The following is a 25,848-nucleotide window of genomic DNA, read 5'->3' on the forward strand; positions in this document are numbered from 1 at the left end:
AACGTTTCAAATATTTTGAAAACAATAAAAAAAGCTGATTAATCCTCAAATAGGAAAAATCAACTTTAATATAGCGGTATTAGATCTGCATGAATCAAAAAATCCTCTTTTATGAAGTCGGAGAAGGAACTCTAGCGGCTGCAAAATGGGTTCTCGTAGTCGCTTGAATGACTCCTGCGGCAGTACTCCTCATTGCAACTGTCACCGTATCTCCGGCGTTTAACTGAAGAATTTCCGTAATGGCTACGACAGCGGGGAGATTCCCTGCTTGAAATTGGTTATTTCCGCCGCCTACCACATCTTGATTCACGAGAAATACGACTTCTAAGTTGAAGCCAACATTCGCATTCGCTTGAAATTCAACTGATGCATTAAGAGAATACACGCCTGCTGTTCTCGGGGAAAATGTAGATGTGCCGGGGTTATATTCATTCGCCAAATCAAATTGGACATTTTGAAAAAGAACTCCGCTGGCTGCATTGGCAGCAACAGACAGATTCATATTGCTGGTGGCTCTGAAAGCAGAAATAGGCTGGTTCGTCATTGGTGCGAAGGACTGGTTTTGTTGAGCTGATGGGGTATTTCCATTTGTGACACTTGGTGATAAAAGAGGTTCCGGTCGATCGTTCCTCTTAATCCATTTAGTTGGCCGGGGCTGCATAACTTTTTCCTCCTTATAAGCCTTACGCTTCTATCATTTGTTTGCTAGTTAATACATTATTATATTAATCGTTACAGACATTGAAACGGTATCTGCCCGACTGTATTCAAAAATAGAAATCACAGCAGCATGTTCCCAAAACAGATTACTGCTTTTGATCCAAGAGGCATGCTTCATCAAGGCATCAGACGATCTTATATGAAAGACCTCAGTTAGAGATCCTTTTTAACCCATCACATATACCTGCCGTTCACTATTATTTAGTGAAATGAGATATTATGATATTTTCTGAATTGTGATTAAAAAGGCAACTTTATGCCCATGCGACAGAATTATAAAAAATCGGCGAACGAAAAGAAGCAGATAGATTTTTTAGTTCTTTAGGCCCGTAGTCCGTAAATCCTTTTATGATTTTCTATCAAACAAAAGAGGAAAATAGACCAGTTGCAATCCAAACGAGAGTCTAATAGAATGAGGTCGAAAAGTAAATCGCGCGGGTTTGTTACTGATAAAGCAGGCAAGACCTAAAATGTGTAAAGGGCAAAGTGTATACTTTGGCGTCGCCCCTTACATATTTTAGGTCTTTTTTTATTGTGCGTAACTAACTTGCCATCTTCAAACAGGAGGGCTGGAAGAAGCAGACCGCTAACACAGTACATAAAAAAGGAGACATGAACGATGAACATCAAAAAGTTTGCAAAACAAGCAACAGTATTAACCTTTACTACCGCACTGCTGGCAGGAGGCGCAACTCAAGCGTTTGCGAAAGAAACGAACCAAAAGCCATATAAGGAAACATACGGCATTTCCCATATTACACGCCATGATATGCTGCAAATCCCTGAACAGCAAAAAAATGAAAAATATCAAGTGCCTGAATTCGATCCGTCCACAATCAAAAACATCTCTTCTGCAAAAGGCCTGGACGTTTGGGACAGCTGGCCATTACAAAACGCTGACGGCACAGTCGCAAACTATCACGGCTACCACATCGTCTTTGCATTAGCCGGAGATCCTAAAAATGCGGATGACACATCGATTTACATGTTCTATCAAAAAGTCGGCGAGACTTCTATTGACAGCTGGAAAAACGCTGGCCGCGTCTTTAAAGACAGCGACAAATTCGATGCAAATGATTCTATCCTAAAAGACCAAACGCAAGAATGGTCAGGTTCAGCCACATTTACATCTGACGGAAAAATCCGTTTATTCTACACTGATTTCTCCGGTAAACATTACGGCAAACAAACACTGACAACTGCACAGGTAAACGTATCAGCATCAGACAGCTCTTTGAACATCAACGGTGTAGAGGATTATAAATCAATCTTTGACGGCGACGGCAAAACGTATCAAAATGTACAGCAGTTCATCGATGAAGGCAACTACAGCTCAGGCGACAACCATACGCTGAGAGATCCTCACTACGTAGAAGATAAAGGCCACAAATACTTAGTATTTGAAGCAAACACTGGAACTGAAAATGGCTACCAAGGCGAAGAATCTTTATTTAACAAAGCATACTATGGCAAAAGCACATCATTCTTCCGTCAAGAAAGTCAAAAACTTCTGCAAAGCGATAAAAAACGCACGGCTGAGTTAGCAAACGGCGCTCTCGGTATGATTGAGCTAAACGATGATTACACACTGAAAAAAGTGATGAAACCGCTGATTGCATCTAACACAGTAACAGATGAAATTGAACGTGCGAACGTCTTTAAAATGAACGGCAAATGGTACCTGTTCACTGACTCCCGCGGGTCAAAAATGACGATTGACGGCATCACGTCTAACGATATTTACATGCTTGGCTATGTTTCTAATTCTTTAACTGGCCCATACAAGCCGCTGAACAAAACTGGCCTTGTGTTAAAAATGGATCTTGATCCTAACGATGTAACCTTTACTTACTCACACTTCGCTGTACCTCAAGCGAAAGGAAACAATGTCGTGATTACAAGCTATATGACAAACAGAGGATTCTACGCAGACAAACAATCAACGTTTGCGCCAAGCTTCCTGTTGAACATCAAAGGCAAGAAAACATCTGTTGTCAAAGACAGCATCCTTGAACAAGGACAATTAACAGTTAACAAATAAAAACGCAAAAGAAAATGCCGATATCCTATTGGCATTTTCTTTTATTTCTTATCAACATAAAGGTGAATCCCATATGAACTATATAAAAGCAGGCAAATGGCTAACCGTATTCCTAACCTTTTTAGGAATATTGCTGTTTATCGACTTATTTCCAAAAGAAGAACATGACCAAAAAACAAAATCAAAACAGAAGCCGGACTACCGGGCGGCATATCATTTTACGACGCCGGATAAATGGAAAAATGACCCTCAAAAACCGATCTATTTTGATGGCAAGTATCATTATTTCTATCTATATAACCGGGATTACCCAAAAGGCAACGGCACAGAATGGCGCCATGCCGTCTCAGAGGATTTGGTGCACTGGACCGATGAAGGCGTGGCGATTCCGAAATATACAAACCCGGACGGTGACATTTGGACCGGTTCCGTCGTGGTTGATAAAGAGAACACAGCCGGCTTCGGGAAAAATGCGCTTGTCGCGATTGTGACACAGCCCTCAGCCAAAGACAAAAAACAGGAACAATATTTGTGGTACAGCACAGATAAGGGAAAATCATTCAAATTCTACAGTGGCAACCCCGTTATGCCTAATCCGGGCACAGACGATTTCAGAGATCCGAAAGTCATATGGGATGACCAGGATAACAAATGGGTCATGGTCATGGCTGAAGGATCAAAAATCGGCTTTTATGAATCCGATAATCTTAAGGACTGGCATTACACAAGCGGATTCTTCCCAGAACAGGCGGGAATGGTGGAATGTCCCGACCTCTACATGATGCGGGCAAGCGACGGAACGAATAAGTGGGTTCTCGGTGCCAGCGCGAATGGCAAACCGTGGGGCAAACCAAATACGTACGCCTACTGGACCGGAAGCTTCGACGGAAAAGAATTCAAAGCGGATCAGACTGAAGCCCAATGGCTTGACTATGGCTTCGACTGGTATGGCGGTGTGACGTTCGAAGACAGCAAAAGCACAGATCCATTAGAAAAGCGGTATGCGCTTGCCTGGATGAACAATTGGGATTATGCCAACAACACCCCGACAATGAAGAACGGCTTTAACGGCACAGATTCTGTCATACGCGAACTCCGGCTGAAGGAGCAGGATGGAACATACAGCCTCGTCTCACAGCCAATTGAAGCTTTGGAGCAGCTGACTGTTTCAACTGACGAAATAGAGGATCAGGATGTGAACGGATCAAAAACATTGTCGATAACAGGTGATACGTACCAGCTTGATACGGATCTTTCTTGGTCAGAGCTAAAGAATGCAGGCGTCAGGCTCAGAGAATCAGAAGACCAAAAACGCCATATTGATGTCGGTATTTTCGCTGAAGGCGGCTATGCTTATGTCAATAGAGCAGCCACAAATCAGCCTGACAAAAGCAATACCTATGTCGAAAGCAAAGCTCCTTATGATGTAAGCAAACGTAAGGTGCATTTGAAAATACTTGTCGATAAAACAACGATAGAAGTATTTGTTGGCGACGGGAAAACCGTTTTTTCAAATGAAGTCTTCCCAAAGCCTGAAGATAAAGGAATTACCCTTTATTCTGACGGCGGCACAGCCTCCTTCAAAAATATAACAGTGAAACACTTTGATTCGGTTCATGAATAAAAACAGGGGCAGCGCAGGCTTCCCTGTTTTTTTATTAGGAGCGGTATTCTCTGTTACATATTGGGCATTGTAAGAAATATAAGGCTGGTTTCAAAGGAGGAAGCGAATGTCTAAACAAGGAAATTTTCAAAAATCAATGTCGCTGTTTGATCTGATTTTGATTGGGATGGGAGCCATCTTTGGATCAGCGTGGCTGTTCGCTGTCAGTAATGTCGCTTCAAAAGCAGGGCCCTCCGGCGCTTTTTCCTGGATCCTCGGAGGAGCCATTATTTTGTTAATCGGGCTCGTATATGCAGAGCTCGGAGCCGCTCTGCCCCGTACCGGAGGCATCATTCGATACCCCGTTTATTCACATGGCCACCTTGTCGGCTACTTAATTTCGTTTGTCACGATTGTCGCTTATACAAGCTTGATTTCAATTGAAGTGACAGCTGTGCGCCAGTATGTGGCCTATTGGTTTCCCGGCCTGACCATTAAAGGGTCTGATTCGCCGACCATTTCCGGCTGGATCTTGCAGTTTGCCCTGTTATGCTTGTTTTTCCTGCTGAATTATTGGAGCGTCAAAACCTTCGCTAAGGCGAATTTCATCATATCGATTTTTAAATATATTGTGCCGATTACCATCATTATTGTGCTGATCTTTCATTTTCAGCCGGAGAATTTATCCGTTCAAGGATTTGCACCGTTTGGATTTACAGGTATTCAGGCTGCCATCTCGACAGGCGGCGTCATGTTTGCGTATCTCGGCCTGCATCCGATTGTATCTGTAGCAGGTGAAGTCCAAAATCCAAAACGCAATATCCCGATCGCTTTAATCATTTGCATCATCGTTTCAACCATCATTTATACTGTTTTGCAGGTCACCTTTATTGGTGCAATCCCGACAGAAACACTGAAACATGGCTGGCCGGCAATTGGCCGGGAGTTCTCATTGCCGTTTAAGGATATTGCGGTCATGCTCGGGTTAGGCTGGCTTGCAACGCTTGTCATTTTAGACGCCATTCTGTCTCCTGGTGGAAACGGGAATATCTTTATGAATACGACATCCCGCCTTGTTTACGCCTGGGCGCGTAACGGCACATTATTTGGCATATTCTCAAAGGTCAATAAAGATACGGGGACACCCCGCGCTTCGCTTTGGCTTTCGTTTGCCCTGTCCATTTTCTGGACACTTCCCTTTCCTTCGTGGAACGCGCTCGTCAATGTCTGTTCAGTCGCGCTCATTCTTTCATATGCGATTGCACCCATTTCTTCAGCTGCGCTGAGGGTCAACGCGAAGGACTTAAACAGGCCGTTTTATTTAAAGGGAATGAGCATTCTCGGGCCGCTTTCCTTTATATTTACAGCGTTTATCGTGTACTGGTCAGGATGGAAAACAGTCTCCTGGCTGCTCGGTTCACAACTCGTGATGTTTTTGATCTATCTCTGTTTCAGCAAATATACGCCTAAAGAAGATGTCAGCCTCGCTCAGCAGCTGAAATCAGCCTGGTGGCTTATCGGGTTTTATATTATGATGCTGATCTTTTCCTACATCGGTTCTTTCGGACATGGTTTAGGGATTATCAGCAATCCCGTCGACCTCATTTTAGTCGCGATCGGCTCACTTGCGATTTATTACTGGGCAAAGTATACCGGGCTCCCAAAAGCCGCCATTGATTATGATAAATAAAGAAGCAAGAGGTTTTCTTGCTTCTTTATTCTTTACAAACATACATACACGCGATAAAATGAATGATAGTCAGTCATTATCGGAGGTGTTCCTCATGCCAAAACAATCATCGGGCAAATATGAAAAAATTCTGCAGGCTGCCATAGAAGTCATTTCTGAAAAAGGCCTCGACAAAGCATCTATTTCTGATATTGTCAAAAAGGCCGGCACTGCCCAAGGAACATTCTATTTGTATTTCTCATCTAAAAATGCCCTCATACCGGCCATTGCAGAAAATCTTCTCACCCATACACTTGATCAAATCAAAGGCAGGCTGCATGGGGACGAGGATTTTTGGACCGTTTTAGATATATTAATTGATGAGACTTTTCTCATTACTGAACGCCATAAGGATATTATTGTCCTCTGTTATTCCGGGCTTGCGATCGACCACTCCATGGAAAAATGGGAGACGATCTATCAGCCTTATTATTCCTGGCTTGAAAAAATCATCAACAAGGCCATTGCAAACCATGAGGTAACGGAAGGAATCAATTCAAAATGGACGGCCAGAACGATTATCAACTTGGTCGAGAATACTGCGGAACGATTCTATATCGGATTTGAACAAGATGAAAATGTTGAAGTGTATAAAAAGGAAATTTTTACTTTCTTAAAACGGAGCTTAGGTACTGCTTAAAAAATGACTGGGTAACACCGCTCATTTTTTAATGCCCTAAAAATGACTGACGTTCATTCATAAAAATAGAGAGGTGTTTCATTTGAATTGGGTTCTTGTTTTTATTGCAGGGCTTTTAGAAGTTGTTTGGGCCTCTTCCCTCAAACATGCCGATTCGCTTTTGGATTGGATCATCATTTTTATCTTAATCGCGGTCAGCTTTATCCTGTTGATCCGCTCTTATCAAAAAATCCCGATGGCCGCCGCGTACACTGTGTTTGTGGGAATCGGAACCGTCGGAACATATCTGACTGGAATTGTTCTGGGCGAATCCTTCTCAGCAGCCCAAATGTTCTTTTTAGCTTTATTGCTGGCTGGCATTTTAGGAATGAAATTATTTACGAAAGAAAGCAAATCTCAGCCGGGAGGTGAACAATAATGGCATGGTTTTTATTAGTGATTGCCGGCATAGAAGAAATTATAGCTGCCATTGCCATGAAATATATAGACGGAACAAGAAAAAAATGGCCGATCATTGTGATGACTGTTGGATTCGGCTTATCCTTTTACTGTCTTTCCCAAGCGATGATGGTCCTGCCTGCCGGAGTCGCATATGCCGTCTGGACTGGCATTGGAAGCATTGGTGTTTCGGCGGTCGGGCTCATTTGGTTTAAGGAGCGATTTCAGCTTTCACAGGTGATTTCACTTTGCCTTATCCTAGCCGGCGTTATCGGCCTGCGTCTTACGTCATCTTCATAAAATCAAGGCATATACAGCTGTATATGCCTTTGCCATTAAGCTTCGTGATGTTTTTGAAGATGAAGCGGCGGCGGGATGAGCCAGCCTTTGTTTTTTAGCAGCCTTAAGTATTTTGCGCCAGTTGCCGCTTTCGACATATGAAATTGCCCAAACATCATGGCAATATCCTCACGAATCGATTGCCCCATCATTTTGCTGCATGTCACAAGACCTGCAGCATTTTGTGCTGCCGCGGAGGCCGCCACATCCGGATCGAGAAACCGTGCGCCAGGCGGAATATCGTTAATATCTGCTGTCGGCGGTTCAGGAGAAGCCGGCGGCAGCGCCACCCCGTTTTCTTTCAGGATCGTGCTGACCTGCTTGATTTCATCTTGGCATTTCTCAATAGACTCACGAAGCAGCTTCTTCAGGTCGTCATCACCGACATGATTCAATAGCATTTGGTAATTGCCGACCATTTTATTGCCCGCCATCACATAACTCCATAAGCCGAATACCTCACCATAATGCATCGGTTCATCCTGCGGATTTCCGCTTAAAATACCCATGTTCATCCTCCTCGCAAATTCAATATCGCACACATTCCATAACGTGCCCGAGAGAAGGAAAATTTATGTTTCAGCGTGAGAGATTTATGAAACAAAACAAAAAAGACAAGAGCGGCAAATCGCCAAACCCTTGTCTTTCCTGTTGTTCTATTGGACGCGCTCGGAGGGATTCGAACCCCCGACAGACGTGGTACCGGAAACCACCGCTCTATCCAACTGAGCTACGAGCGCAGAATGACTGCGTTATGAGAACGTCAGCACAACTAATTATACGATAATTCCATTCAAATAACAACCCTCTATTTGTGAGAGGCCGTTTTTTAAATAGACAAAGCATCTTAATTGGCAATCTGACATACGATGGTTTGAACCCCTGTATTTTTGGGGAAAATGGGAAAAAGAGACGACTTTGCATATTAGGCCAGCTTTTTGTTTGACCTTTATTGACCAAAAATGTATCATGTAACTACATACTTACCTAAAAGGTGAAGGAGGAGCATTATGAATTTAATACCTACAGTCATTGAACAAACGAACCGCGGAGAAAGAGCGTATGACATTTATTCTCGTCTATTAAAGGATCGTATCATCATGCTTGGATCTGCGATTGATGACAACGTTGCGAACTCCATCGTGTCACAGCTTTTATTCTTAGCAGCAGAAGACCCTGAAAAAGAAATTTCTCTTTACATCAACAGCCCGGGCGGCTCTATTACAGCCGGTATGGCGATCTATGATACCATGCAGTTTATTAAGCCGAAGGTATCTACAATTTGTATCGGTATGGCTGCGTCAATGGGCGCGTTCCTGCTTGCAGCCGGCGAAAAAGGCAAACGCTATGCGCTTCCAAACAGTGAAGTCATGATTCACCAGCCTCTTGGCGGTGCGCAAGGTCAAGCGACAGAAATTGAAATTGCTGCGAAACGCATTCTCTTGCTTCGCGACAAATTAAACAAAGTCCTAGCTGAACGTACTGGCCAGCCGCTTGAAGTGATCGAACGTGACACAGACCGTGATAACTTCAAGTCTGCTGAAGAAGCGCTTGAATACGGCCTGATTGACAAAATTTTGACTCACACAGAAGACAAAAAGTAATAACACAACCTGCAAGAGCTGCGTCTCTTGCAGGTTTTTTTCATTTAAACACTTTTGATTCTAAACTGCTCCCATTCCTCGTGTAACAGCTCAAGTGTTAGATCATTCGTCTGCCTCACAACCAGATCAGCACCAAGCATCGGCTGTCCTTGACCGACACCAACCGCAAACATCCCTGCAGATTTGATTGCAGAAATGCCTGCTTCTGCGTCTTCTATTGCCGCGCAATCAGCAGGGGAAACATCGAGCATCGCTGCAGCTGTTAAAAAGATGTCAGGATCAGGCTTCCCCTTCGCAAGAGTCGTCGGATCAACAATGGCATCAAAATCATCGATAATTGCCAAACGTCTTAAAATCTTAGGAGCATTGCGACTTGAAGATGCTAACCCGATTTTTATATTTTCGTTTTTCAATTGACATAGGAGCCTGCCAATCCCCGGTAAAAGATCTTCCGGCGTCAATTTGCTGATCAACGTTTGATAATCGTGATTTTTCCGATGCATTAGTTCTTGTTTCTCCGCATTTGTATACTTTGTTTCCGCACCGCCAGAGATCAATATGCTTTCAAGTGACTCTTCTCTGCTGATTCCTTTTAGCCTTTCATTCATGTCTCTGTCAAAGGGGATATTGATTTGTTCTGCGATGTGCTTCCAAGCGAGAAAATGATATTCAGCAGTATCTGTTATCACTCCGTCTAAATCAAAAATGACCGCTTTCATATACTAATGCCCATCACAGCTTCATAAGGTTTGAGGCTAATACTCTTTAAGTCAGCCCGCTCCTGCGGATAGTTAAAAATCAGCACTTTCCAACGCTCATGAATCAGTTCTGGAGGCGCTTCGAACAGAGCCTTTTCTTCCGATAAATTCACAACGACAAGAAGCTTTTCCCCTTGATATTCTCGAAGGTAAGAAAAGACCTGCGGATCATTCTCCTGCAAAAGCTGATAATCGCCATATATCATAATCTTATATTGCTTTCGTAATTGAATGAGCTTCTGATAGTAAAAGAAAATCGAATCTTGATCTTTCAAGGACTCTTTCACATTGATATCTTGATAGCGGGAATTTACCGGTATCCACGGGTCTCCGGTTGTGAATCCCGCATGTTTTCCGGCATCCCACTGCATAGGTGTTCTCGCATGATCCCTTCCTTTTATCATCACGGCTTTGACAAACTCTTTTTCTGACATCGTTTTGTTTTCGACGACTAGTTCACGATATGCATTCTTTATTTCAAGATCATCATACATCTCCAGCGGCATATCGCTGTTGACCATGCCGATTTCTTCTCCCTGGTAAATAAACGGCGTTCCTTTCATGCCGTGCAAAACCGTTGCAAATGCCTTCGCACATTCCTTACGCAGCTTCCCGTCATTGCCCCAGCGGGAAATAACCCTCGGCTGGTCATGGTTCTCAAAATAAAGGGTATTCCAGCCGACATTCATTAACCCGGTCTGCCACCTTGTCATCGTCTTTTTTAAAGCAATCAAATCAAACGGCTTGATCTGCCATTTCCCATTTGGCGAGTTTTGTTCTGTATCAATATCCATATGTTCAAATGTAAAGATCATATTCAGCTCTTGCCTGCTTGCATCTGTGTACTTTTTCGCCTCTTCAATATCAGAGCCGTTTGCCTCTCCGACTGTCATGCAGTCGTAATGAGAAAGCACTTCCCTGTTCATCTCTTGAATAAACTCATGAAGACGTGGGCCGTTAGAGTGATAACGGCCGACAATATAGCTGCGGCTGTGATTCGTTTCGTAGTCCGGAAAATCGGTGTATTTAGAAATAGAGCCGATCACATCCATCCGCCAGCCGTCAACGCCTCTATCCATCCAGAATCTCATTACATCATAAACTTCCCGGCGAACGGCTTCGTTTTCCCAATTTAAATCAGGCTGTTTTTTCGAAAAGTAGTGCAAATAATACTGCCCTGTTCCTTCATCGTATGTCCACGCTGAGCCTGAAAAGATCGATCCCCAATTATTCGGCTCTGAGCCGTCCGGTTTAGGATCTTTCCAAAAATAATAATCCCGGTAAGGATTGTCCTTCGACTTGCGGCTTTCAGTAAACCAAGCATGCTCATCTGATGTGTGGTTCACGACCAAATCCATGACGATTTTCATTCCGCGTTTATGGGCTTCATCAATCAGCTGAAACATATCTTCATTTGTCCCAAACTTTTCATACATGTTTTTGTAATTGCTGATATCATATCCGTTGTCATCCTGCGGGGAATCAAATACCGGGGAGAGCCAGATGACATCCGCCCCTAGATTTTTGATGTAATCCAGCTTTTGAATCACACCTTGCAAATCCCCGAATCCATCTCCATTGGCATCATAAAAACTGCGCGGGTAAATTTGATAAACGACAGCTTCTTTCCACCATTCACTCATTAGGCGTTCTCCTTTCACATCGTCCCTGTAGGACAACTGGTTCCTCATAAACGTTCATGTGCAGCGGCTCGCCTTTTACAAGCTCAAAAATAACGCGCTTTTCGTCAACCGTCACATTGATTAATCGATTTCGATAATTGATGTTGAATGAATATTCGTCCCATTCTTTCGGCAAAAACGGAGCAAATGACAGCGTCTCATTCGCGGTGCGCATGCCTGCAAAGCCATGAACGATTGCCAGCCAGCTACCCGTCATTGAAGTAATATGCAAGCCTTCTTCCGTATCATGATTGTAATTATCAAGATCAAGCCTTGCTGTGCGCTTATATAATTCGAGCGCTTTCTTTTCCAGCTTGAGTTCGGCTGCGAGAATCGCATGGACAGAGGGCGATAGGCTTGATTCATGAACAGTCATCGGCTCATAAAATTCAAAGTTTCGCCGTTTTTCTTCCATTGTAAAACGGTCATTAAAAAGATAAATGCCTTGGAGAACATCTGCCTGCTTAATAAAATTAGAGCGGAGAATCTTGTCCCATGACCAATTCTGGTAAAGAGGCCGTTCCGCTGGATCTAATTCGTCAACTGCTTGCAGGTCTTTATCCAAGAACGTGTCATGCTGAACGAAAATTTGCAGTTCTTCACTATACGGATAGTACATGTGCTGGATGATTTCTCTCCAGACTTTCAATTCTTCTTCCTGCACATCCAGAAGGCGGCGTTTCTCCGCTGAGATACTTTCGAGACTTTGTAGAGTATACTCCAACGTCCAAGCCGCAATGACATTCGTATACCAATTGTTGTTAACGTTGTTTTCGTATTCATTCGGCCCTGTGACGCCATGGATCATATACTTGTTTTTTCGTTTCGAGAAGTGAACACGGTCGGCCCAAAATCTGCTGACTGCCACAAGTACGTCTATCCCGTATTCTTCCATATAGTCACAGTCGCCTGTATAATTGATATAATTGTAGATCGCATAACAGATCGCGCCATTGCGGTGAATTTCTTCAAAGGTGATTTCCCATTCGTTGTGGCATTCATCACCGGTGAACGTCACCATCGGATAAAGTGCCCCCTTCATCCCCAATTTTGCCGCGTTTCGTTCGGCAGCCTCCAACTGATGATAGCGATACAAAAGCAGGTTTTTCGTCACCTCCGGCTCGGCTGTCGCCAAATACATCGGAACGGCGTACGCCTCAGTATCCCAATATGCGGCACCTCCATATTTCTCGCCAGTAAATCCTTTCGGCCCGATATTCAAACGGGCATCGCCCCCGTAATATGTCGAGAATAACTGAAAGATATTGTAGCGGATTCCTTGTTGAAGCTCCTCATCTCCTTTAATCTCAATGTCCGCTTTTGCCCATCTTTCCTTCCATCGATCAGTGTGCCTCCGTTTTGCATCTTCATAGCCGTTCTCTACCACATCCGCCAAAAGCTCCTTGGCTTTCGATAAAAGCTCTTCCTCCCGAAAATCACGGGAAGTCGTGACAATCACAAACTTTTTCAATGATGCCTTCGTTTGATAACTGTAGCGATTCTCGACATACATTTCAGTCGTTTTAAAGCTTTCATGGACAAAACCCTCCGTCTCGTTTGCCATTGCGGCTAATACCGTGAAGCGCGGTGTTCCAAATGGATTTTCGATCGTTTTTGCCGCTAAATGGCCGCTGTGAGAATCAGCACCTTTCGCTTCCTCCTGCCAAAACTGTTCTTGGTAGTTAGAATCTTCATTTGCCACGTTTCCATCCAGGTAAGGAACAAGCGTAATGACAGCATCTCCCGTCAAGCACTCCGCTTCATAATGAATCGCACAGAGTTCTTTTACAGCAAGGCTAAGAAACCGCTCTGACCTGATTCTGACGGTTTTATCTTGAATGCGGACAACAGCTTTTCGCCGCAGAATCCCCTCTTTCATATTGAGTTCTACCTCAAATGATTCGATTGGATTTTGATGGAGATCGATTTTTTCACCGTCAACATATAAGCCTATGCCTATAAAGTTCATCGCATTGATCACTTTTCCGAAATATTCTGGATACCCGTTTTTCCACCAGCCTACTCGCGTTTTGTCGGGGAACCACACGCCTGCAATATATGTGCCTTGGTGACTGTCGCCTGAATAGCCTTCTTCAAAATTCCCTCTGACCCCCATATAGCCATTGGCAAGAGACGTCAGGCTTTCCAGCAGCCGTGTATGCTCCTTATTAAATGTATTTGTTTTGATTTTCCATTCATCAATCTCAAATAACCGCTGATTTATCATCATTTCCTCCCGAATGTAAGTTTCCATTATCACGGCGGATTTTGGTCAAATATCTAAATGCAAAAGAGATCATCAAAGTAACGCCACACGAATGGATCATCAATACAGTAATCAAATCAAAATGAACCATGCCGATAGCAGCTGCCGCAAATGCCGGCAGTGCTGATGCGCAAATCGCTATAGAGGCCGCTTCCTTGAATGATGCAATAGAGACCATGTTTGATATTTTTGTGATCCAGAGACCTCCGGCAAGAACAAACGTTAACAAAAGCTGGATCATAGAAACTACCGTATATGCCAGCATCATGATCATCGGCTTATACTGTGCCAACCACAATGTATCGATCAAGACCTCTACATCATGGACGTTTGGTTTCTCGAGCTTAACGTCCATTTTCGCATAGCCAACAGAAAACCCCGTTTCGTTTTGATCGGTGATCACCAGTTGATCAGGTTGAAATATGATGGCGTTTTCAAATCCAGTTACTTTCAATCGCCCATTTTCACCGCTTGTCTCATATTCATGCTTCATATCGACTGCCATCACATTCTGCCCATCTTCAATCCTCTCAGAGCTCTTCCCGCCTGTTAGTTTTCCGTTCCTGATTTGAAAACCCTGTAATTGATCAGCAAATTGATCATTAACTCCTTGAATCGCTGACGGCATGAAAGATGAAACGCTGAAGCGATCCATTTTCACAAACGAAACCGCTAACGGCGCCATTAAGCAGGCCGTTAAAAACATAAAAAGAAAAGAGAGCTGCAGCCAGCTGAAGGTATTCCCATAGCGGCAAACACCTGATGGGGATGCAGCCGCCTTCAGGCAGCGGATGATAAAGCTTTTATTCTCCAGATTCTTCATTGGCATTACCCCTTTGTTCCGCCGGCCGTCAAACCGGACACAAAGTTCTTTTGGAGAAAAAAGAATAGAACGCATATCGGCAGTGCGGCAAGGATGGCACCGGCTGCAAATAGAGCTACTTTTTGCTGCTGCGGATTAGAAATAAAGGATTGTAATCCTACAGCGATGGTCAGCCTTTCCGGTGAGCGAAGCAGAAATTTCGCCAGCAAATAGTCGCCAAACGGTGCCATAAACGCCCAAAGCGCTTGTACCGCGAGCATTGGCTTAACAAGCGGCAGAACAATTGAAGCGAAAATCCTCAGATGTCCCGCTCCGTCAATTCGCGCGGCTTCATCAATTTCTCTCGGCACAGTATCAAAATAACCTTTCATCAGCCACGTGTTCATCGGAATCCCGCCGCCGATATAGATCGCTGTTAAAAACCAGTATTGATCGAGTGCGCCTATTAGCATCGCCAAGACATAAAAAGCAGTCAGCGCCGCCATTGTCGGCACCATTTGAATGATTAAAAAGAATATCAGGCTCTTTTTTCTGCCTGCAAACCGATAGCGGCTGTACGAGTACCCGGCAAGTGTCACAATCGTAACCTGCAAAACCATGACCGATAGCGCGATGACAAGTGTATTGCTGTACCAATTGAGATAAAGCGTTTCGTCAAATAGCCGCTTAAAATGATCCAATGTCCAAGGACCCGAAAAATCGAGCTGAAAAGCCGCCGAATTCCCCACACGGAAGGCTGATGATGCCGTAATCAGCAACGGATATATAATGACAATACTTAAAAGCGTCAAAAATAAATACGTACAGATTTTATTAAGCATTCTGGCAGTGCTCGCGTTCACCTACATAACCTCCTCATTGCCAAAAGCATTTGATTTTTTGAAAGCAATCAGTGAAATTCCAATGACAATGAAAGAAATTAACAGTGTCACAGCCGCCGCAACGGAATATTGGGGTGATGTGCCTGTTGTCAGTTTATAAATCCACGAAATTAAGATATCGGTCGATCCGGCCCCGGCTCCCACACTGCCTGGCCCTCCCTCATTAAATAAATAGATGATCGAGAAATTATTGAAATTAAACGTATACTGAGTAATCATCACGGGTGCTGTGGCAAATAAAATCATCGGGAATGTAATATGCCGAAAACGCTGAATAAAAGTGGCCCCGTCAATCTTTGCCGCTTCATACAATTCACCTGGAATCGCCTGAAGCACTCCCGTTACCATGACATATATATATGGAAAGCCGAGCCACGTTTGAATCATAATGAGGGCTGTCTTTGTCCAGAAAGGATCGGTCTTCCACGCGATCGCAGGCAGCTCGACAAACGGCAGGTGATTGAATAATGGTATCACCTGTGCATTCACCGCTCCTATGCTGTCGTTAAACATGTTGGAAAAACTCATGATTGTAATAAACGCCGGAACAGCCCATGGAAATAAGAAAATCATTCGAAATATCCGCTTGCCTTTTATAAAATCCTGATTGACGAAAAGTGCCGTCACAATACCTAAAATGATTTGCAGCGTTGTTGCACAGATTGTCCAGATAACCGTCCAGCCCAGTACATTCACAAATGTTTCACGATAGGAGCCAAGGAAAAAAATATTCAAGAAATTTTCAAACCCGACCCAGTCAATCAGACGATTAGGCGGAATATGATAAAAATCATAGTTTGTTAATGCAACAAACAGAGTCACCAAAACCGGAAAGATAATCACAAACACCATCATGATATATGCCGGCAGTGTAAATAGATATGGAAACCCTTTATCGCCCGCATGACAGATCATATCCTTGGCTGTTGTATTGACTTCCAAACCCGCCGCTTTCATTGCGGCGGTCTTACGCGAATCATGAATATTAAAGATATAGAACATGAGGAAAATCATTGTCACGATCAATTGCAGCGTGCCTTCAATCAGCATAAACAGCGAGTGATCTTCACCGGGAACACTTCCCAATGTCATCAATCCGGTTAGCGCCTGTATACCGAAAACGCATAATTCAAAAGCAAACAAGCCTGTGATGGCAAGAAATAAGAGCCCCTTTGACAACTGCTGATTCGCAATCTGCCCAAGTCCTGGAATGATCGATAAAAGCCCTGCCTTTCGTTTTTGCTTTGTAAGTGTGTGATGTTTATTCATTTTTCCGCCCTCTATTCTTCCGGACGCTATCCCGCCGTTTTATTTCACATACTTTTCTTTAATATTTTCCTTTATGACGTTTACAGCATCATTCGCTGATGTTTGTGTCGATTTTTTTCCTGAAGCTGCATCAAAAATTAAACTTTCCGCTCCTGTCCATACTTCAGCCATTTCCGGAATATTTGGAGTCGGCGTTGCTGTTTCATATTGTTTAATCACAGCTGACGTCAGTTCATTCTTTTGCTCATCGGCTTTCTTCCTTGCAGCCGTGTTGGCCGGAACTTCGTTTGTATCCTCATAAAAAGCGTAAGCATTGGCATCATTTGCAGCATACTCAAGCCATTTTTCAGCCAGCTCGGGCTCTTTTGTATATTTTGAAGCTACCCAGCCCTTCCCGCCCGCAAAAGGGGCATATTCTTCTCCATTGGGCAATGTCGGAATGGGAGCCGCTCCGTAGTTCAATTTAGCCTCTTTATAGTTGGCAGCTGACCAAGGACCGCCAATGATCGCAGCCGCTTTGCCTTCTAAAAACATCTGCTGAATAAAGTCGTCTGCGCTTGAATTGTCTTGCATTCCTTTCGGCCAATATGTCTCAAACCATTTCTCCGCATATTTCACCGCTTCTACAGCCCCTTTATTGTTCAGGCCGATGTCCCCGGAATCTGTGCCGTTTTTTCCAAACACATATCCGCCGTATCCAGCCAATAAGCCGTACGACATATAAAAGTCAGTCCATTTTGCTAAAAATCCGGTTGATTTTCCTTTTTCCGAAGCAAACGCGAATCGAGGATCTTCCGTTAACTTTTCAAGGTCTTTAAATGTTTTTGGCGCTGTTTTTAAAAGATCTTTGTTGTAATACAAAATAAGTGTCTCAATGACTAGCGGCATTCCGTACACTTTGCCGTCAACTGTCACCTGCTGCATTTCTTTATCACCAAAGCTTTTTGTATGAGATGGCTTAATGTCAAGCAAATGTCCTTGCTGTCCCAAACCGCCGATCCGGTCATATGCAGCAAGCATAACATCAGGCGCATTACCCGCCGGGCCATCAAGAGGAAGCGCCTCCAACTGTTCGAACATTTGCTTTTCAACAATTTTTACTGTGACATCATTCTCTTTTTCGAACTTTGTTTTTATGCTTTCAATGTATTCTTTATACGTTTCTTCGACAGACACAGTCAGCACCTTTTTGCCATCAGAGCTTGCTGGATTTTTTGAACTTGAGCAGGCGGCAAGGCCGATTGCCAGGAATGATGCCGCCAATATGGCGAACCCCTTTTTTAAAAGAACCATCTCTTTTCCCCCTTCTATTTACGAAACTATAACAATTGTATTGTCCTATAGAAAGCGGTTACAACAACTTTTGATTTGTTACCGATAACAGAATGTTATACAGGGGCGGCAGCACTCAAAATCAAAAATTCTCCCGGCTGAACGGCAATGACATCGTGATGCTGTAGCGGCTGCTCTGTCCATGCATCACAGATTTTCTTATTCCTTTCAATATTCAACTCTCGTAAACTGACATATTGAACCACATTCCCTTGATTAAAGAAATAAATCACTATTTTTTCATCAAGAGTCCGTGAAAAGCTAATAAAATCGTTTTGGTCATCCAGCAGATTCCACTCAAGATGTCCTTCAGTCAATAAAGTGCTTTCCTGCTTGCGTAAAGCAATTAACCGTTTCATAAATTGCAGCATGTCTTGGTTTTGCTTCTCCTTTTCCCAAACCATACATTTCCGGCATAATGGATCATTTTCGCCGTCCAGCCCGATTTCCGTTCCGTAATAAATGCATGGTGAGCCTGTCTGGGCAAACATAAAGGCCAGCAACGCGCGTGCTTTCTTCTCATCATTGCGGCATCTGGTCAAAAGGCGCTTTGTATCATGGCTATCCAGTAAATTAAACATCACCTCATTGGCCTGCTTCATTCCATTCATCAAATGTGCATTGACACGGTAGGCCATACGTGAGGCTGGGATCGTCCGGTCAGCAAAATATTCAATCATAGGCTCTGTAAAAGGGTAATTCATCGCCGCATGAAATTCATCCCCTCTAAGCCAGGGTTCGGCAGAATGCCAGATCTCACCTAAAATATAAACGTCAGGCTTTTCAGTAGATACAGCCTGCCTAAATGTCTTCCAAAACACGTGATCCACTTCATTTGCGACATCCAAACGCCAGCCGTCAATGTCAAATTCGCGAATCCAGTACAAAGCAATATCAAGCAAATATTTCTGCACTTCGGGATTAGCCGTGTTTAGCTTCGGCATATCAGCTGTAAAAGCAAACCTGTCATAATTGTCGCCTATGACGGGAAAAGAGTGAATATGGAACCAGTCTTTATAGCGGGATCGAGCTCCGTTTTTGACGACATCCTGCCATTGCGGAGACGCGCTTCCTATATGGTTAAAAACCGCATCTAGCATAATTCTCATCCCCCGCTGATGAAGCTGGCTGACCAATGTACGAAAAAGCTCCGGATCCCCAAAATGCGGATCAATAGAAAAGTAATCCAGCGTGTCGTATTTATGATTAGAAGGCGCGGAAAAGATCGGCGTCAGATAAATGCCGTTCACCCCTAAATCCTCTAAATAATCAAGCTTGTCAACAATCCCTTGCAAATCTCCTCCAAAAAAATCATTGACGCCCGGGTCCTTGCTCCCCCACGGCAATGCATTCTTCGGTGACAAGTCTTCTCTTCCATTTGCAAAACGCTCCGGAAAAATTTGATACCAAACCGTTGACTTGACCCATTCAGGCGCTTGAAATGTATCAGCCTCGTGAACAAACGGAAATTTAAAGTAATAATGAATCGTTTCCAGTGTTTTTTCGTTATAAGGGCATACACCCGAACTTCCGAAAAAGATGTCTTCATGATCGTCTGTTACAACAAACGCATATTGTAAACGCCTAAATGGCGGCACCACTTCAGCAAACCAATAGTCATGCATTTCTGTTGCAGCAATTTTTCTCATCGGCTGCTCGTTTGCCGACCATTTGCCGTCGTTGTACTCATAGGGATCACCCCAAATGAATCGAATGTGATCTGCATTACCTTTTTTCGTCCGAATCTTGATATGCACAGTCCGCCCATCATAAGAATAAGCATCTGTGCTGAATGGCTGGTGGTGAATCGCTGCATATTCCATCATGTTTCCCCCTTTGATTTCCGTTTTATTGAAGCCGGCTCATAGTTTGAAAGTATCATGATGAAATTGTGGGAACAATCCTTTTCACCCTGTTACCGATAACAGAATACGGCGCTTACAGCGTTGATTCTCGTACAATTAACTCTGGTTCAAAAAATAGACTTCCTTGTGCAGCACCGTCTTCATTCATTTTTTTCAGCAACATTTTCGCACAGGCTTCCCCCATTTCAACAACAGGCTGTCTGACCGTAGTCAAGCGCGGCGAGGAGATGCGATCAAGAAACACACCGTCATTCCCGGTAACCGCAACGTCTTCTGGAATTCGCTTTCCAAGGGATTGCGCCGCACGAATGACGCCGAGCGCGATTCGATCAGACGCGCAGACAAATGCGGCCTGATTGTCCATGGATTTCAGCAGTTCTCTTGCAAGGTCTTCACTTTTCTTAGAACTGTTGTCGATCCGAAACATATTCGATTTTTTAAAGCTTTTATTCATCGCCCGTATATACCCCTGTTCTCTTGCACGTTCGAAAGGCTCATCTAAATCAATGCCAAAAAAGACAACTTCCCGCTCCCCCAGCCCCATAACATGGCGGGTTGCCATAAAAGTGCCTTTCTCGTTATTCACATCGATAAAGTCATAGCCCATTTCATTTTGCCCAAATACGACGAGCGGCTTCTCAAACGCTTTTATTACACCTTCAAAATCGTTCTTTCTCAAGCCGGTGGCAATAATGCCGTCACATTGGCCAATATTAAGAGAATTTCTTGTCACAAGCTGGAGAGCATAGTGATTGCGATCCAGCTCCCTGCTGATTCCTGTCAGCAGGTTCATGTAATATGGTTCTGTCGTATCCATTTCCTCAAGTATCAATAGTTTCACAACCTGTGTTCTGTTTTGCACGAGCGCTCTCGCCGCATAATTAGGGATGTAATTCAGCTCTTTCATCGCAGAATGAACAAGCTTTTTCAATTCATCTGTCACCGTCTCAGGGTGATTGATCACTCGTGATACCGTCATTTTTGAAACATTTGCTTTTTTTGCCACATCTGACAATGTTGCCATTTTCATCCCCTCCTTATCTGTGCTTATTATCCAAACTAGTGATAAAGTCCTCTATTACTGTTAAATATACGATGCAGGCAAAAGAGAAATAAAAAAGAGATTTCCCTTAAGGAAACCTCACTTTGTTAAAAACACTCGATATTTCATGGATCATACGCTAGGTGGCAGACTCATTCTCTCCACTTCCATGAGAAAGTCTCTTTTTTAAATTTCTGTCCACTTTTTTTCTAAAATCGGATAAGAATAATTTTGCATTTGCTCAATTAACTCATCCGGCCGTGACGAGCTGTGAATCAGTTTTAGGTGCGATTCGTTAGAAAACCCTTCTTGAATGCTGTATTTCACCATTTTCATCATTGGTTCAAAATATCCGTTTACATTGTACAGTCCGATTGGCTTTTGGTGGATGCCGATCTGTGCCCAGCACAGCACTTCAAATAATTCTTCATATGTACCGAAGCCGCCCGGCATCGAGATAAAGCCGTCCGCCAGCTCGCTCATTTTAGCCTTTCGTTCATGCATCCCGTTTACTTCAATCAGCTCAGTCAAATTCTGATGGACAACCTCCCCGCTGAACAAACCGCTCGGCATGACCCCGATTGCAGTTCCGCCGTTTTCCATAATCGCGTCAGCAATCGTGCCCATCAAGCCTACGCGGGAGCCCCCATAGACAAGGCCGATTCCCTGCTCAGCCATGTACGTGCCAAGCTCTGCCGCTTTTCTTTTATAAGCTTCATTTCCCCCAGGGTTTGATCCCGCAAATACACAAATGGTTTTCATCTTGTCATCTCCGCATCTATATATCGTGTTAAATATTCAAAAACACACTATATATTGTCCCATCTTCATGTGATAATATCAATATGAAATACATAAAGAATGCAGGAGTGATGAGGTTGCAGCTGGCTGATGCAGAAAAATGGATGAAAGAGTTTTACGAAAAAAGAGGCTGGACAGAATACGGACCTTTTATTCGCGTCGGCTTTTTAATGGAGGAAGCCGGAGAACTGGCACGGGCTGTCAGGGCGTATGAAATCGGCAGAGACCGGCCGGATGAGAAAGAATCGTCACGCGCTGAGCAAAAACAAGAATTGATTGAAGAAATGGGAGATGTCATCGGAAATATCTCCATTCTTGCTGATATGTATGGTGTCTCTTTAGAAGACGTCATGAAGGCCCACCAAGAAAAACTGACAAAACGATTTGAGCATGCATAAAAAAGCGGCCGCGATGGCCGCTTTTTTTAACCTGTGATTTCATCATGGTGATCAAAGAAATGCTGCTTTCCTATTTTGTGAAAAAGGCCTGTTTTATGCAGCAGCTCCTTCGGCTGCGATTGCAATCCTACAATCATCAGCTTTCCATTGTGGCGTTTAATTCGATTCATAATGTTCCCAAGCACCGCTTCAGCTGACGTATCCATATAGTGCACCTTATTCATGAGCAGAATGAGGGTTTTCGGTTTTTTCTGTACATGCTCCAGCAATGACGATTCAAGGGAATCAATTGATCCGAAAAACAGCGGCCCTTCTATGGCATACATGCTGACAGATGGATCTTCTCTCTTCGCCAGAACAGGATGCGATTCCTGATTGTGGATGCGGGTCGCTTCGCTCATTCTTCTGATAAAGAACACAAATGCAAGCAGCAATCCGGTTGCCACACCGATGATTAAGTCAAACAGAACCGTAAGGGCGAAGGTCGCCGCCAAAATAAAGGAATCAGCATTTTTCAGTCTCAGCATGTTTGCGACTTCCTTGCGCTCACTCATATTCCATGCGACCACCATGAGAATCGGTGCCATACTGGCGAGCGGCACATGGGACGCATAAGGCGCAAATACAAGCAGGACAAGGAGAACGACTACGCCGTGAACGACGCCGGAAACTGGAGAAACCGCTCCGTTTTTTATATTGGTCGCCGTTCTCGCAATCGCTCCTGTAGCCGGGATTCCGCCAAACAGGGGCGCTGCCATATTCGCAATCCCCTGGCCGACAAGCTCCTTGTTGCTGTCATGCTTTGAGCCCTTCATGTTATCAGCGACCATTGCGGACAAAATCGACTCAAGTCCTCCAAGAAGCGCGATGACAAGCGCAGCCGGAAACAGCATAACCATTTTATCCAGAGTAAGCTCAGGAAACTGAAATTCAGGCAAATGGCGGGGGATTTCTCCATAAGTTGACCCGATCGTTGCCATGCGGTCAGGGAAAAAGACAACCGCGACCACTGTGGAAATAAGAAGCGCCAACAAAGCGCCCGGCACTTTAGGCATCACCTTGGCGGATACAAGCAAAATGACGAGCCCGATCACAGCTGTCAAAATGGCATACACGTTAAAGGTGCCGAGCTGCTGCACAATTTCAAACATGTTGTGGTGAAAGTTCTCATGTTTTTCAACATTTCTCAATCCGAGAAAATTAGCGATTTGTTCCGTAAAGATTAACACGGCAATTCCTGCTGTAAAACCGACGATAACGGGTTTAGGCACAAATTTCATTATTTTTCCGAGCTTAAACAGCCCAAACAGCACCAGCATTACCCCTGCCATAAACCCCGCAATCAGCAGATTCTCTAATCCGTACTGCATGATAATGCCGAACAGTATCGGGACAAAGGCGCCTGTCGGACCGCCAATTTGATATTTAGATCCTCCGAACAAAGAGATACAAATCCCCGCTATAACAACAGTGTACAGCCCGTATTCGGGCTCGACTCCCGAGGCAATGGCAAACGCCATTCCTAAAGGAATTGCCACGACACCTACTACGATACCTGCAATTAAGTCTTTCTGAAATTTCTGTAAATTGTATCCCTTGAATCTCCCTGAGAATCGCATATTTTGTTATAACCTCCCTTATGAGTGATTGTTTATTAGCTCAGTTTCATAACCGTTAATGACCACATCAAGTTTTCCTGTTTCAGGGTGAATGACAAGCCCGTGAACCGGCACCTTTTTCGGAAGCAGCGGATGATTCTTAATCATGTTCACACTGTGGGAAACGCTTTCTTCCACGCTGTGAAAACCGGTCAGCCACGTTTTCAAATCGAGTCCGGCACTCGTCAGCAAATTCAGGCAGCTATCCTCCACCCCGCGTTCCTTTGCTTTCTCAAGAATCGAGGACGCATTTAGCCCTGACATTCCACATTCATGATGGCCGACAATGCATACCTCTTCAGCCTGCAATTCATAAATCGCGACCAGTATGCTTCGCATCACGCTTCCAAATGGGTGAGAAACGATGGCTCCCGCGTTTTTTACAATTTTAGCATCACCGTTTCTAAGCCCCATTGCTTGCGGAAGAAGTTCTGTAAGCCTTGTATCCATACAGGTGACAATGACGAGCTTTTTTGAAGGAAACTTTGTCGTTTTGTACGGTTCATACTTCTTCTCTCTGACAAACCGCTGATTGTGTTCCAAAATTGATGTTAAAGAAACCATTTGATTCATCTCCCATCCATATGATTTTGCAAGCCTTCTTACCCAGCTTACAGTAAGGAATTATAGCATAGGAATAAGCCAAGAAAAGGATTTCAAAAAAAGACACTATAATTGGACTGTAGAATCAAAACATAAACATTTATATCTTTCAAAGATAATAAAATTTATATTTAATGAATCCTATAATCTGGCTGCTGCTCGCATATTGATGATTTGTCTGACAAAAAATATGGGTGAATTCTGATAATTAAAAAACTTTTTTAAGCAGATTTAGCTGTTCGATCTCCATTTTAAGTTCAAAAGAACCAGAAAATAAAAAGAACGCAGCTATATTTTTAACATCTATTTATTTCCGATATAATGAAATAGACAACAGCCATAAAGGGGGAGCCTTGTTGAAACCATTTGTATTTATCACAAAACCGATTCCTGAAGAGATTGAAGCATTCATCGGTGAACATTGCCGTTATGAAGTATGGCAGGAGGATACGCTTCCGAGTGACGTGCTATTTGAAAAATTAAAAGATGCGGAAGGGCTTTTAACGTCAGGGACTTCCGGTCCGTCAATCAATCGTGAGTTGCTGGAACACGCGCCTAAGCTCAAAGTGGTCAGCAACCAATCAGTAGGCTACGATAACTTCGATATAGAAGCAATGAAAGAAAGAGGAGTCGTCGGGACTCATACACCTTATACACTGGATGACACAGTTGCAGATCTGGCTTTTTCACTGATTCTGTCTTCCGCCAGACGTGTTGCCGAACTGGACCGTTTTGTCAGAGCAGGAAAATGGGGAACCGTGGAAGAGGAAGCGCTTTTCGGAATTGATGTTCATCATCAAACGTTAGGCATTATCGGCATGGGCAGAATTGGAGAACAAGCAGCGAGACGCGCCAAATTTGGTTTTGATATGGAAGTGCTTTATCATAACCGACATCGCAAACAAGAAACAGAAGACAGCATCGGCGTTAAATATGCAGAGCTTGATACATTGCTGGAGCAATCTGATTTTATTCTTCTCATTACGCCGCTGACTGATGAAACCTATCACATGATAGGAGAACGTGAATTTAAGTTAATGAAGGATTCAGCAATTTTCGTCAATATTTCCCGGGGAAAGACAGTCGATGAAAAAGCACTGGTTCGCGCTCTTCAGGAAGGCTGGATCAGGGGAGCCGGCTTAGATGTATACGAAAAAGAGCCTGTCTCCCAAGATAATCCGCTTCTGCAGCTGGATAATGTCACGCTGCTTCCTCATATCGGTTCAGCAACAGCTAAAGTGCGCTTCAACATGTGCAAACAGGCCGCCGAAAATATGATCGCAGCCATTCAAGGACAAACACCGAAAAATCTCACAAGAGAATTTCAATAAATCAAAAATCCGGTCTGATAACAGA

General features: G+C 43.8%; 23 protein-coding genes and 1 tRNA gene. 9 read left to right on the forward strand and 15 right to left on the reverse strand.

Going from position 1 to position 25,848, the window contains the following annotated elements; all coding sequences use genetic code 11:
- Positions 1-109: 109 nt before the first annotated feature.
- Positions 110-661, reverse strand: a complete 552-nt coding sequence (locus MHH82_RS33330; RefSeq protein ID WP_029946010.1) for a C1q-like domain-containing protein — start codon at positions 659-661, stop codon at positions 110-112.
- A gap of 678 nt (positions 662-1,339) precedes the next feature.
- On the opposite strand from MHH82_RS33330, the gene sacB reads away from it, so the two are divergent.
- The 6 genes from sacB to MHH82_RS33360 all read left to right on the forward strand — a co-directional run bounded on the left by sacB (position 1,340) and on the right by MHH82_RS33360 (position 7,471).
- A complete protein-coding gene (gene sacB, locus MHH82_RS33335) occupies positions 1,340-2,761 on the forward strand; it encodes a levansucrase (protein ID WP_072175089.1) in 1,422 nt (473 codons plus the stop codon).
- 73 nt (positions 2,762-2,834) lie between these two features.
- Positions 2,835-4,385 carry a 2,6-beta-fructan 6-levanbiohydrolase gene (gene levB, locus MHH82_RS33340; protein WP_049140396.1) on the forward strand — a complete coding sequence of 517 codons (1,551 nt, stop codon included), beginning with the start codon at positions 2,835-2,837 and terminating at the stop codon, positions 4,383-4,385.
- Positions 4,386-4,491: 106 nt separating this feature from the next.
- On the forward strand, positions 4,492-6,054 hold the full coding sequence (aspP, locus tag MHH82_RS33345; RefSeq protein WP_072175090.1) for an aspartate/proton symporter AspP: 1,563 nt from the start codon (positions 4,492-4,494) through the stop codon (positions 6,052-6,054).
- 94 nt (positions 6,055-6,148) lie between these two features.
- A complete protein-coding gene (locus tag MHH82_RS33350) occupies positions 6,149-6,733 on the forward strand; it encodes a TetR family transcriptional regulator (RefSeq protein ID WP_072175091.1) in 585 nt (194 codons plus the stop codon).
- 82 nt (positions 6,734-6,815) lie between these two features.
- On the forward strand, positions 6,816-7,151 hold the full coding sequence (locus MHH82_RS33355) for an SMR family transporter (RefSeq protein WP_014480966.1): 336 nt from the start codon (positions 6,816-6,818) through the stop codon (positions 7,149-7,151).
- Positions 7,151-7,471, forward strand: a complete 321-nt coding sequence (locus MHH82_RS33360) for a QacE family quaternary ammonium compound efflux SMR transporter (protein ID WP_021480661.1) — start codon at positions 7,151-7,153, stop codon at positions 7,469-7,471. Before MHH82_RS33355 ends, MHH82_RS33360 begins: the two co-directional genes overlap by 1 nt.
- 35 nt (positions 7,472-7,506) lie before the next feature.
- On the opposite strand, the gene MHH82_RS33365 is transcribed toward MHH82_RS33360, so the two are convergent.
- A complete protein-coding gene (locus MHH82_RS33365) occupies positions 7,507-8,019 on the reverse strand; it encodes a DUF3231 family protein (protein WP_072175092.1) in 513 nt (170 codons plus the stop codon).
- A 155-nt stretch (positions 8,020-8,174) separates the two neighbouring features.
- Positions 8,175-8,250: transfer RNA gene (locus tag MHH82_RS33370), tRNA-Arg, on the reverse strand.
- A 270-nt stretch (positions 8,251-8,520) separates the two neighbouring features.
- Here MHH82_RS33370 and clpP point away from each other — a divergent pair.
- Positions 8,521-9,114: an ATP-dependent Clp endopeptidase proteolytic subunit ClpP gene (clpP, locus tag MHH82_RS33375; RefSeq protein WP_003228214.1), complete on the forward strand. Its 594-nt coding sequence runs from the start codon at positions 8,521-8,523 to the stop codon at positions 9,112-9,114.
- Between the two features lie 44 nt (positions 9,115-9,158).
- On the opposite strand, the gene pgmB is transcribed toward clpP, so the two are convergent.
- From pgmB to MHH82_RS33425, 10 genes are all read right to left on the reverse strand, one after another.
- Entirely contained in the window at positions 9,159-9,833 is a 675-nt protein-coding gene (gene pgmB, locus MHH82_RS33380; RefSeq protein ID WP_072175093.1) for a beta-phosphoglucomutase, read from the reverse strand.
- Complete coding sequence (gene malL, locus MHH82_RS33385; RefSeq protein ID WP_072175094.1) at positions 9,830-11,515, reverse strand: oligo-1,6-glucosidase; 1,686 nt, start codon at positions 11,513-11,515, stop codon at positions 9,830-9,832. Before malL ends, pgmB begins: the two co-directional genes overlap by 4 nt.
- Positions 11,508-13,781 (reverse strand): maltose phosphorylase, encoded by a 2,274-nt coding sequence (gene mdxK, locus MHH82_RS33390; protein ID WP_125121126.1) that lies wholly within the window; start codon positions 13,779-13,781, stop codon positions 11,508-11,510. The genes malL and mdxK overlap by 8 nt, the downstream gene beginning before the upstream one ends.
- The gene (locus tag MHH82_RS33395) at positions 13,759-14,643 is read right to left on the reverse strand and encodes a DUF1189 domain-containing protein (protein ID WP_125121125.1); all 885 of its coding nucleotides are present in this window, start codon (positions 14,641-14,643) and stop codon (positions 13,759-13,761) included. The genes mdxK and MHH82_RS33395 overlap by 23 nt, the downstream gene beginning before the upstream one ends.
- A 5-nt stretch (positions 14,644-14,648) precedes the next feature.
- Positions 14,649-15,485 (reverse strand): maltodextrin ABC transporter permease MdxG, encoded by an 837-nt coding sequence (gene mdxG / locus MHH82_RS33400; RefSeq protein WP_021480666.1) that lies wholly within the window; start codon positions 15,483-15,485, stop codon positions 14,649-14,651.
- Positions 15,486-16,793 carry a maltodextrin ABC transporter permease MdxF gene (mdxF, locus tag MHH82_RS33405; RefSeq protein ID WP_163117134.1) on the reverse strand — a complete coding sequence of 436 codons (1,308 nt, stop codon included), beginning with the start codon at positions 16,791-16,793 and terminating at the stop codon, positions 15,486-15,488. It lies immediately after the preceding gene.
- Between the two features lie 39 nt (positions 16,794-16,832).
- Positions 16,833-18,086 (reverse strand): maltodextrin ABC transporter substrate-binding protein MdxE, encoded by a 1,254-nt coding sequence (gene mdxE / locus MHH82_RS33410; RefSeq protein ID WP_072173472.1) that lies wholly within the window; start codon positions 18,084-18,086, stop codon positions 16,833-16,835.
- Positions 18,087-18,181: 95 nt separating this feature from the next.
- Positions 18,182-19,951 carry a maltogenic alpha-amylase gene (gene mdxD, locus MHH82_RS33415; RefSeq protein ID WP_072175099.1) on the reverse strand — a complete coding sequence of 590 codons (1,770 nt, stop codon included), beginning with the start codon at positions 19,949-19,951 and terminating at the stop codon, positions 18,182-18,184.
- A 112-nt stretch (positions 19,952-20,063) separates the two neighbouring features.
- Positions 20,064-21,014, reverse strand: a complete 951-nt coding sequence (locus tag MHH82_RS33420; RefSeq protein ID WP_032726916.1) for a LacI family DNA-binding transcriptional regulator — start codon at positions 21,012-21,014, stop codon at positions 20,064-20,066.
- Positions 21,015-21,218: 204 nt separating this feature from the next.
- On the reverse strand, positions 21,219-21,794 hold the full coding sequence (locus MHH82_RS33425; RefSeq protein WP_014665480.1) for an LOG family protein: 576 nt from the start codon (positions 21,792-21,794) through the stop codon (positions 21,219-21,221).
- Between the two features lie 116 nt (positions 21,795-21,910).
- On the opposite strand from MHH82_RS33425, the gene MHH82_RS33430 reads away from it, so the two are divergent.
- Positions 21,911-22,231 (forward strand): MazG nucleotide pyrophosphohydrolase domain-containing protein, encoded by a 321-nt coding sequence (locus tag MHH82_RS33430; RefSeq protein ID WP_072175100.1) that lies wholly within the window; start codon positions 21,911-21,913, stop codon positions 22,229-22,231.
- A gap of 26 nt (positions 22,232-22,257) precedes the next feature.
- Here MHH82_RS33430 and MHH82_RS33435 read toward each other — a convergent pair whose 3' ends face one another.
- Positions 22,258-23,850 (reverse strand): SulP family inorganic anion transporter, encoded by a 1,593-nt coding sequence (locus tag MHH82_RS33435; protein ID WP_003228175.1) that lies wholly within the window; start codon positions 23,848-23,850, stop codon positions 22,258-22,260.
- An 18-nt stretch (positions 23,851-23,868) separates the two neighbouring features.
- Positions 23,869-24,462, reverse strand: coding sequence for a beta-class carbonic anhydrase (locus MHH82_RS33440; RefSeq protein WP_003228173.1), 594 nt, complete (start codon positions 24,460-24,462; stop codon positions 23,869-23,871).
- 383 nt (positions 24,463-24,845) lie between these two features.
- Here MHH82_RS33440 and MHH82_RS33445 point away from each other — a divergent pair, with 383 nt between their 5' ends.
- Positions 24,846-25,823, forward strand: a complete 978-nt coding sequence (locus MHH82_RS33445) for a 2-hydroxyacid dehydrogenase (RefSeq protein WP_072175101.1) — start codon at positions 24,846-24,848, stop codon at positions 25,821-25,823.
- Positions 25,824-25,848 lie beyond the last annotated feature (25 nt).

The organism is Bacillus sp. FSL K6-6540 (assembly GCF_038007545.1).

Bases quoted from the DNA above. Each gene is read 5' to 3' on its own strand.
- MHH82_RS33330 (WP_029946010.1), bottom strand. From the start codon at position 661: ATGCAGCCCCGGCCAACTAAATGGATTAAGAGGAACGATCGACCGGAA.
- sacB (WP_072175089.1), top strand. From the start codon at position 1,340: ATGAACATCAAAAAGTTTGCAAAACAAGCAACAGTATTAACCTTTACT.
- levB (WP_049140396.1), top strand. From the start codon at position 2,835: ATGAACTATATAAAAGCAGGCAAATGGCTAACCGTATTCCTAACCTTT.
- aspP (WP_072175090.1), top strand. From the start codon at position 4,492: ATGTCTAAACAAGGAAATTTTCAAAAATCAATGTCGCTGTTTGATCTG.
- MHH82_RS33350 (WP_072175091.1), top strand. From the start codon at position 6,149: ATGCCAAAACAATCATCGGGCAAATATGAAAAAATTCTGCAGGCTGCC.
- MHH82_RS33360 (WP_021480661.1), top strand. From the start codon at position 7,151: ATGGCATGGTTTTTATTAGTGATTGCCGGCATAGAAGAAATTATAGCT.
- MHH82_RS33365 (WP_072175092.1), bottom strand. From the start codon at position 8,019: ATGGGTATTTTAAGCGGAAATCCGCAGGATGAACCGATGCATTATGGT.
- clpP (WP_003228214.1), top strand. From the start codon at position 8,521: ATGAATTTAATACCTACAGTCATTGAACAAACGAACCGCGGAGAAAGA.
- pgmB (WP_072175093.1), bottom strand. From the start codon at position 9,833: ATGAAAGCGGTCATTTTTGATTTAGACGGAGTGATAACAGATACTGCT.
- malL (WP_072175094.1), bottom strand. From the start codon at position 11,515: ATGAGTGAATGGTGGAAAGAAGCTGTCGTTTATCAAATTTACCCGCGC.
- mdxK (WP_125121126.1), bottom strand. From the start codon at position 13,781: ATGATAAATCAGCGGTTATTTGAGATTGATGAATGGAAAATCAAAACA.
- MHH82_RS33395 (WP_125121125.1), bottom strand. From the start codon at position 14,643: ATGAAGAATCTGGAGAATAAAAGCTTTATCATCCGCTGCCTGAAGGCG.
- mdxF (WP_163117134.1), bottom strand. From the start codon at position 16,793: ATGAATAAACATCACACACTTACAAAGCAAAAACGAAAGGCAGGGCTT.
- mdxE (WP_072173472.1), bottom strand. From the start codon at position 18,086: ATGGTTCTTTTAAAAAAGGGGTTCGCCATATTGGCGGCATCATTCCTG.
- mdxD (WP_072175099.1), bottom strand. From the start codon at position 19,951: ATGATGGAATATGCAGCGATTCACCACCAGCCATTCAGCACAGATGCT.
- MHH82_RS33420 (WP_032726916.1), bottom strand. From the start codon at position 21,014: ATGGCAACATTGTCAGATGTGGCAAAAAAAGCAAATGTTTCAAAAATG.
- MHH82_RS33425 (WP_014665480.1), bottom strand. From the start codon at position 21,794: ATGAAAACCATTTGTGTATTTGCGGGATCAAACCCTGGGGGAAATGAA.
- MHH82_RS33435 (WP_003228175.1), bottom strand. From the start codon at position 23,850: ATGCGATTCTCAGGGAGATTCAAGGGATACAATTTACAGAAATTTCAG.
- MHH82_RS33440 (WP_003228173.1), bottom strand. From the start codon at position 24,462: ATGAATCAAATGGTTTCTTTAACATCAATTTTGGAACACAATCAGCGG.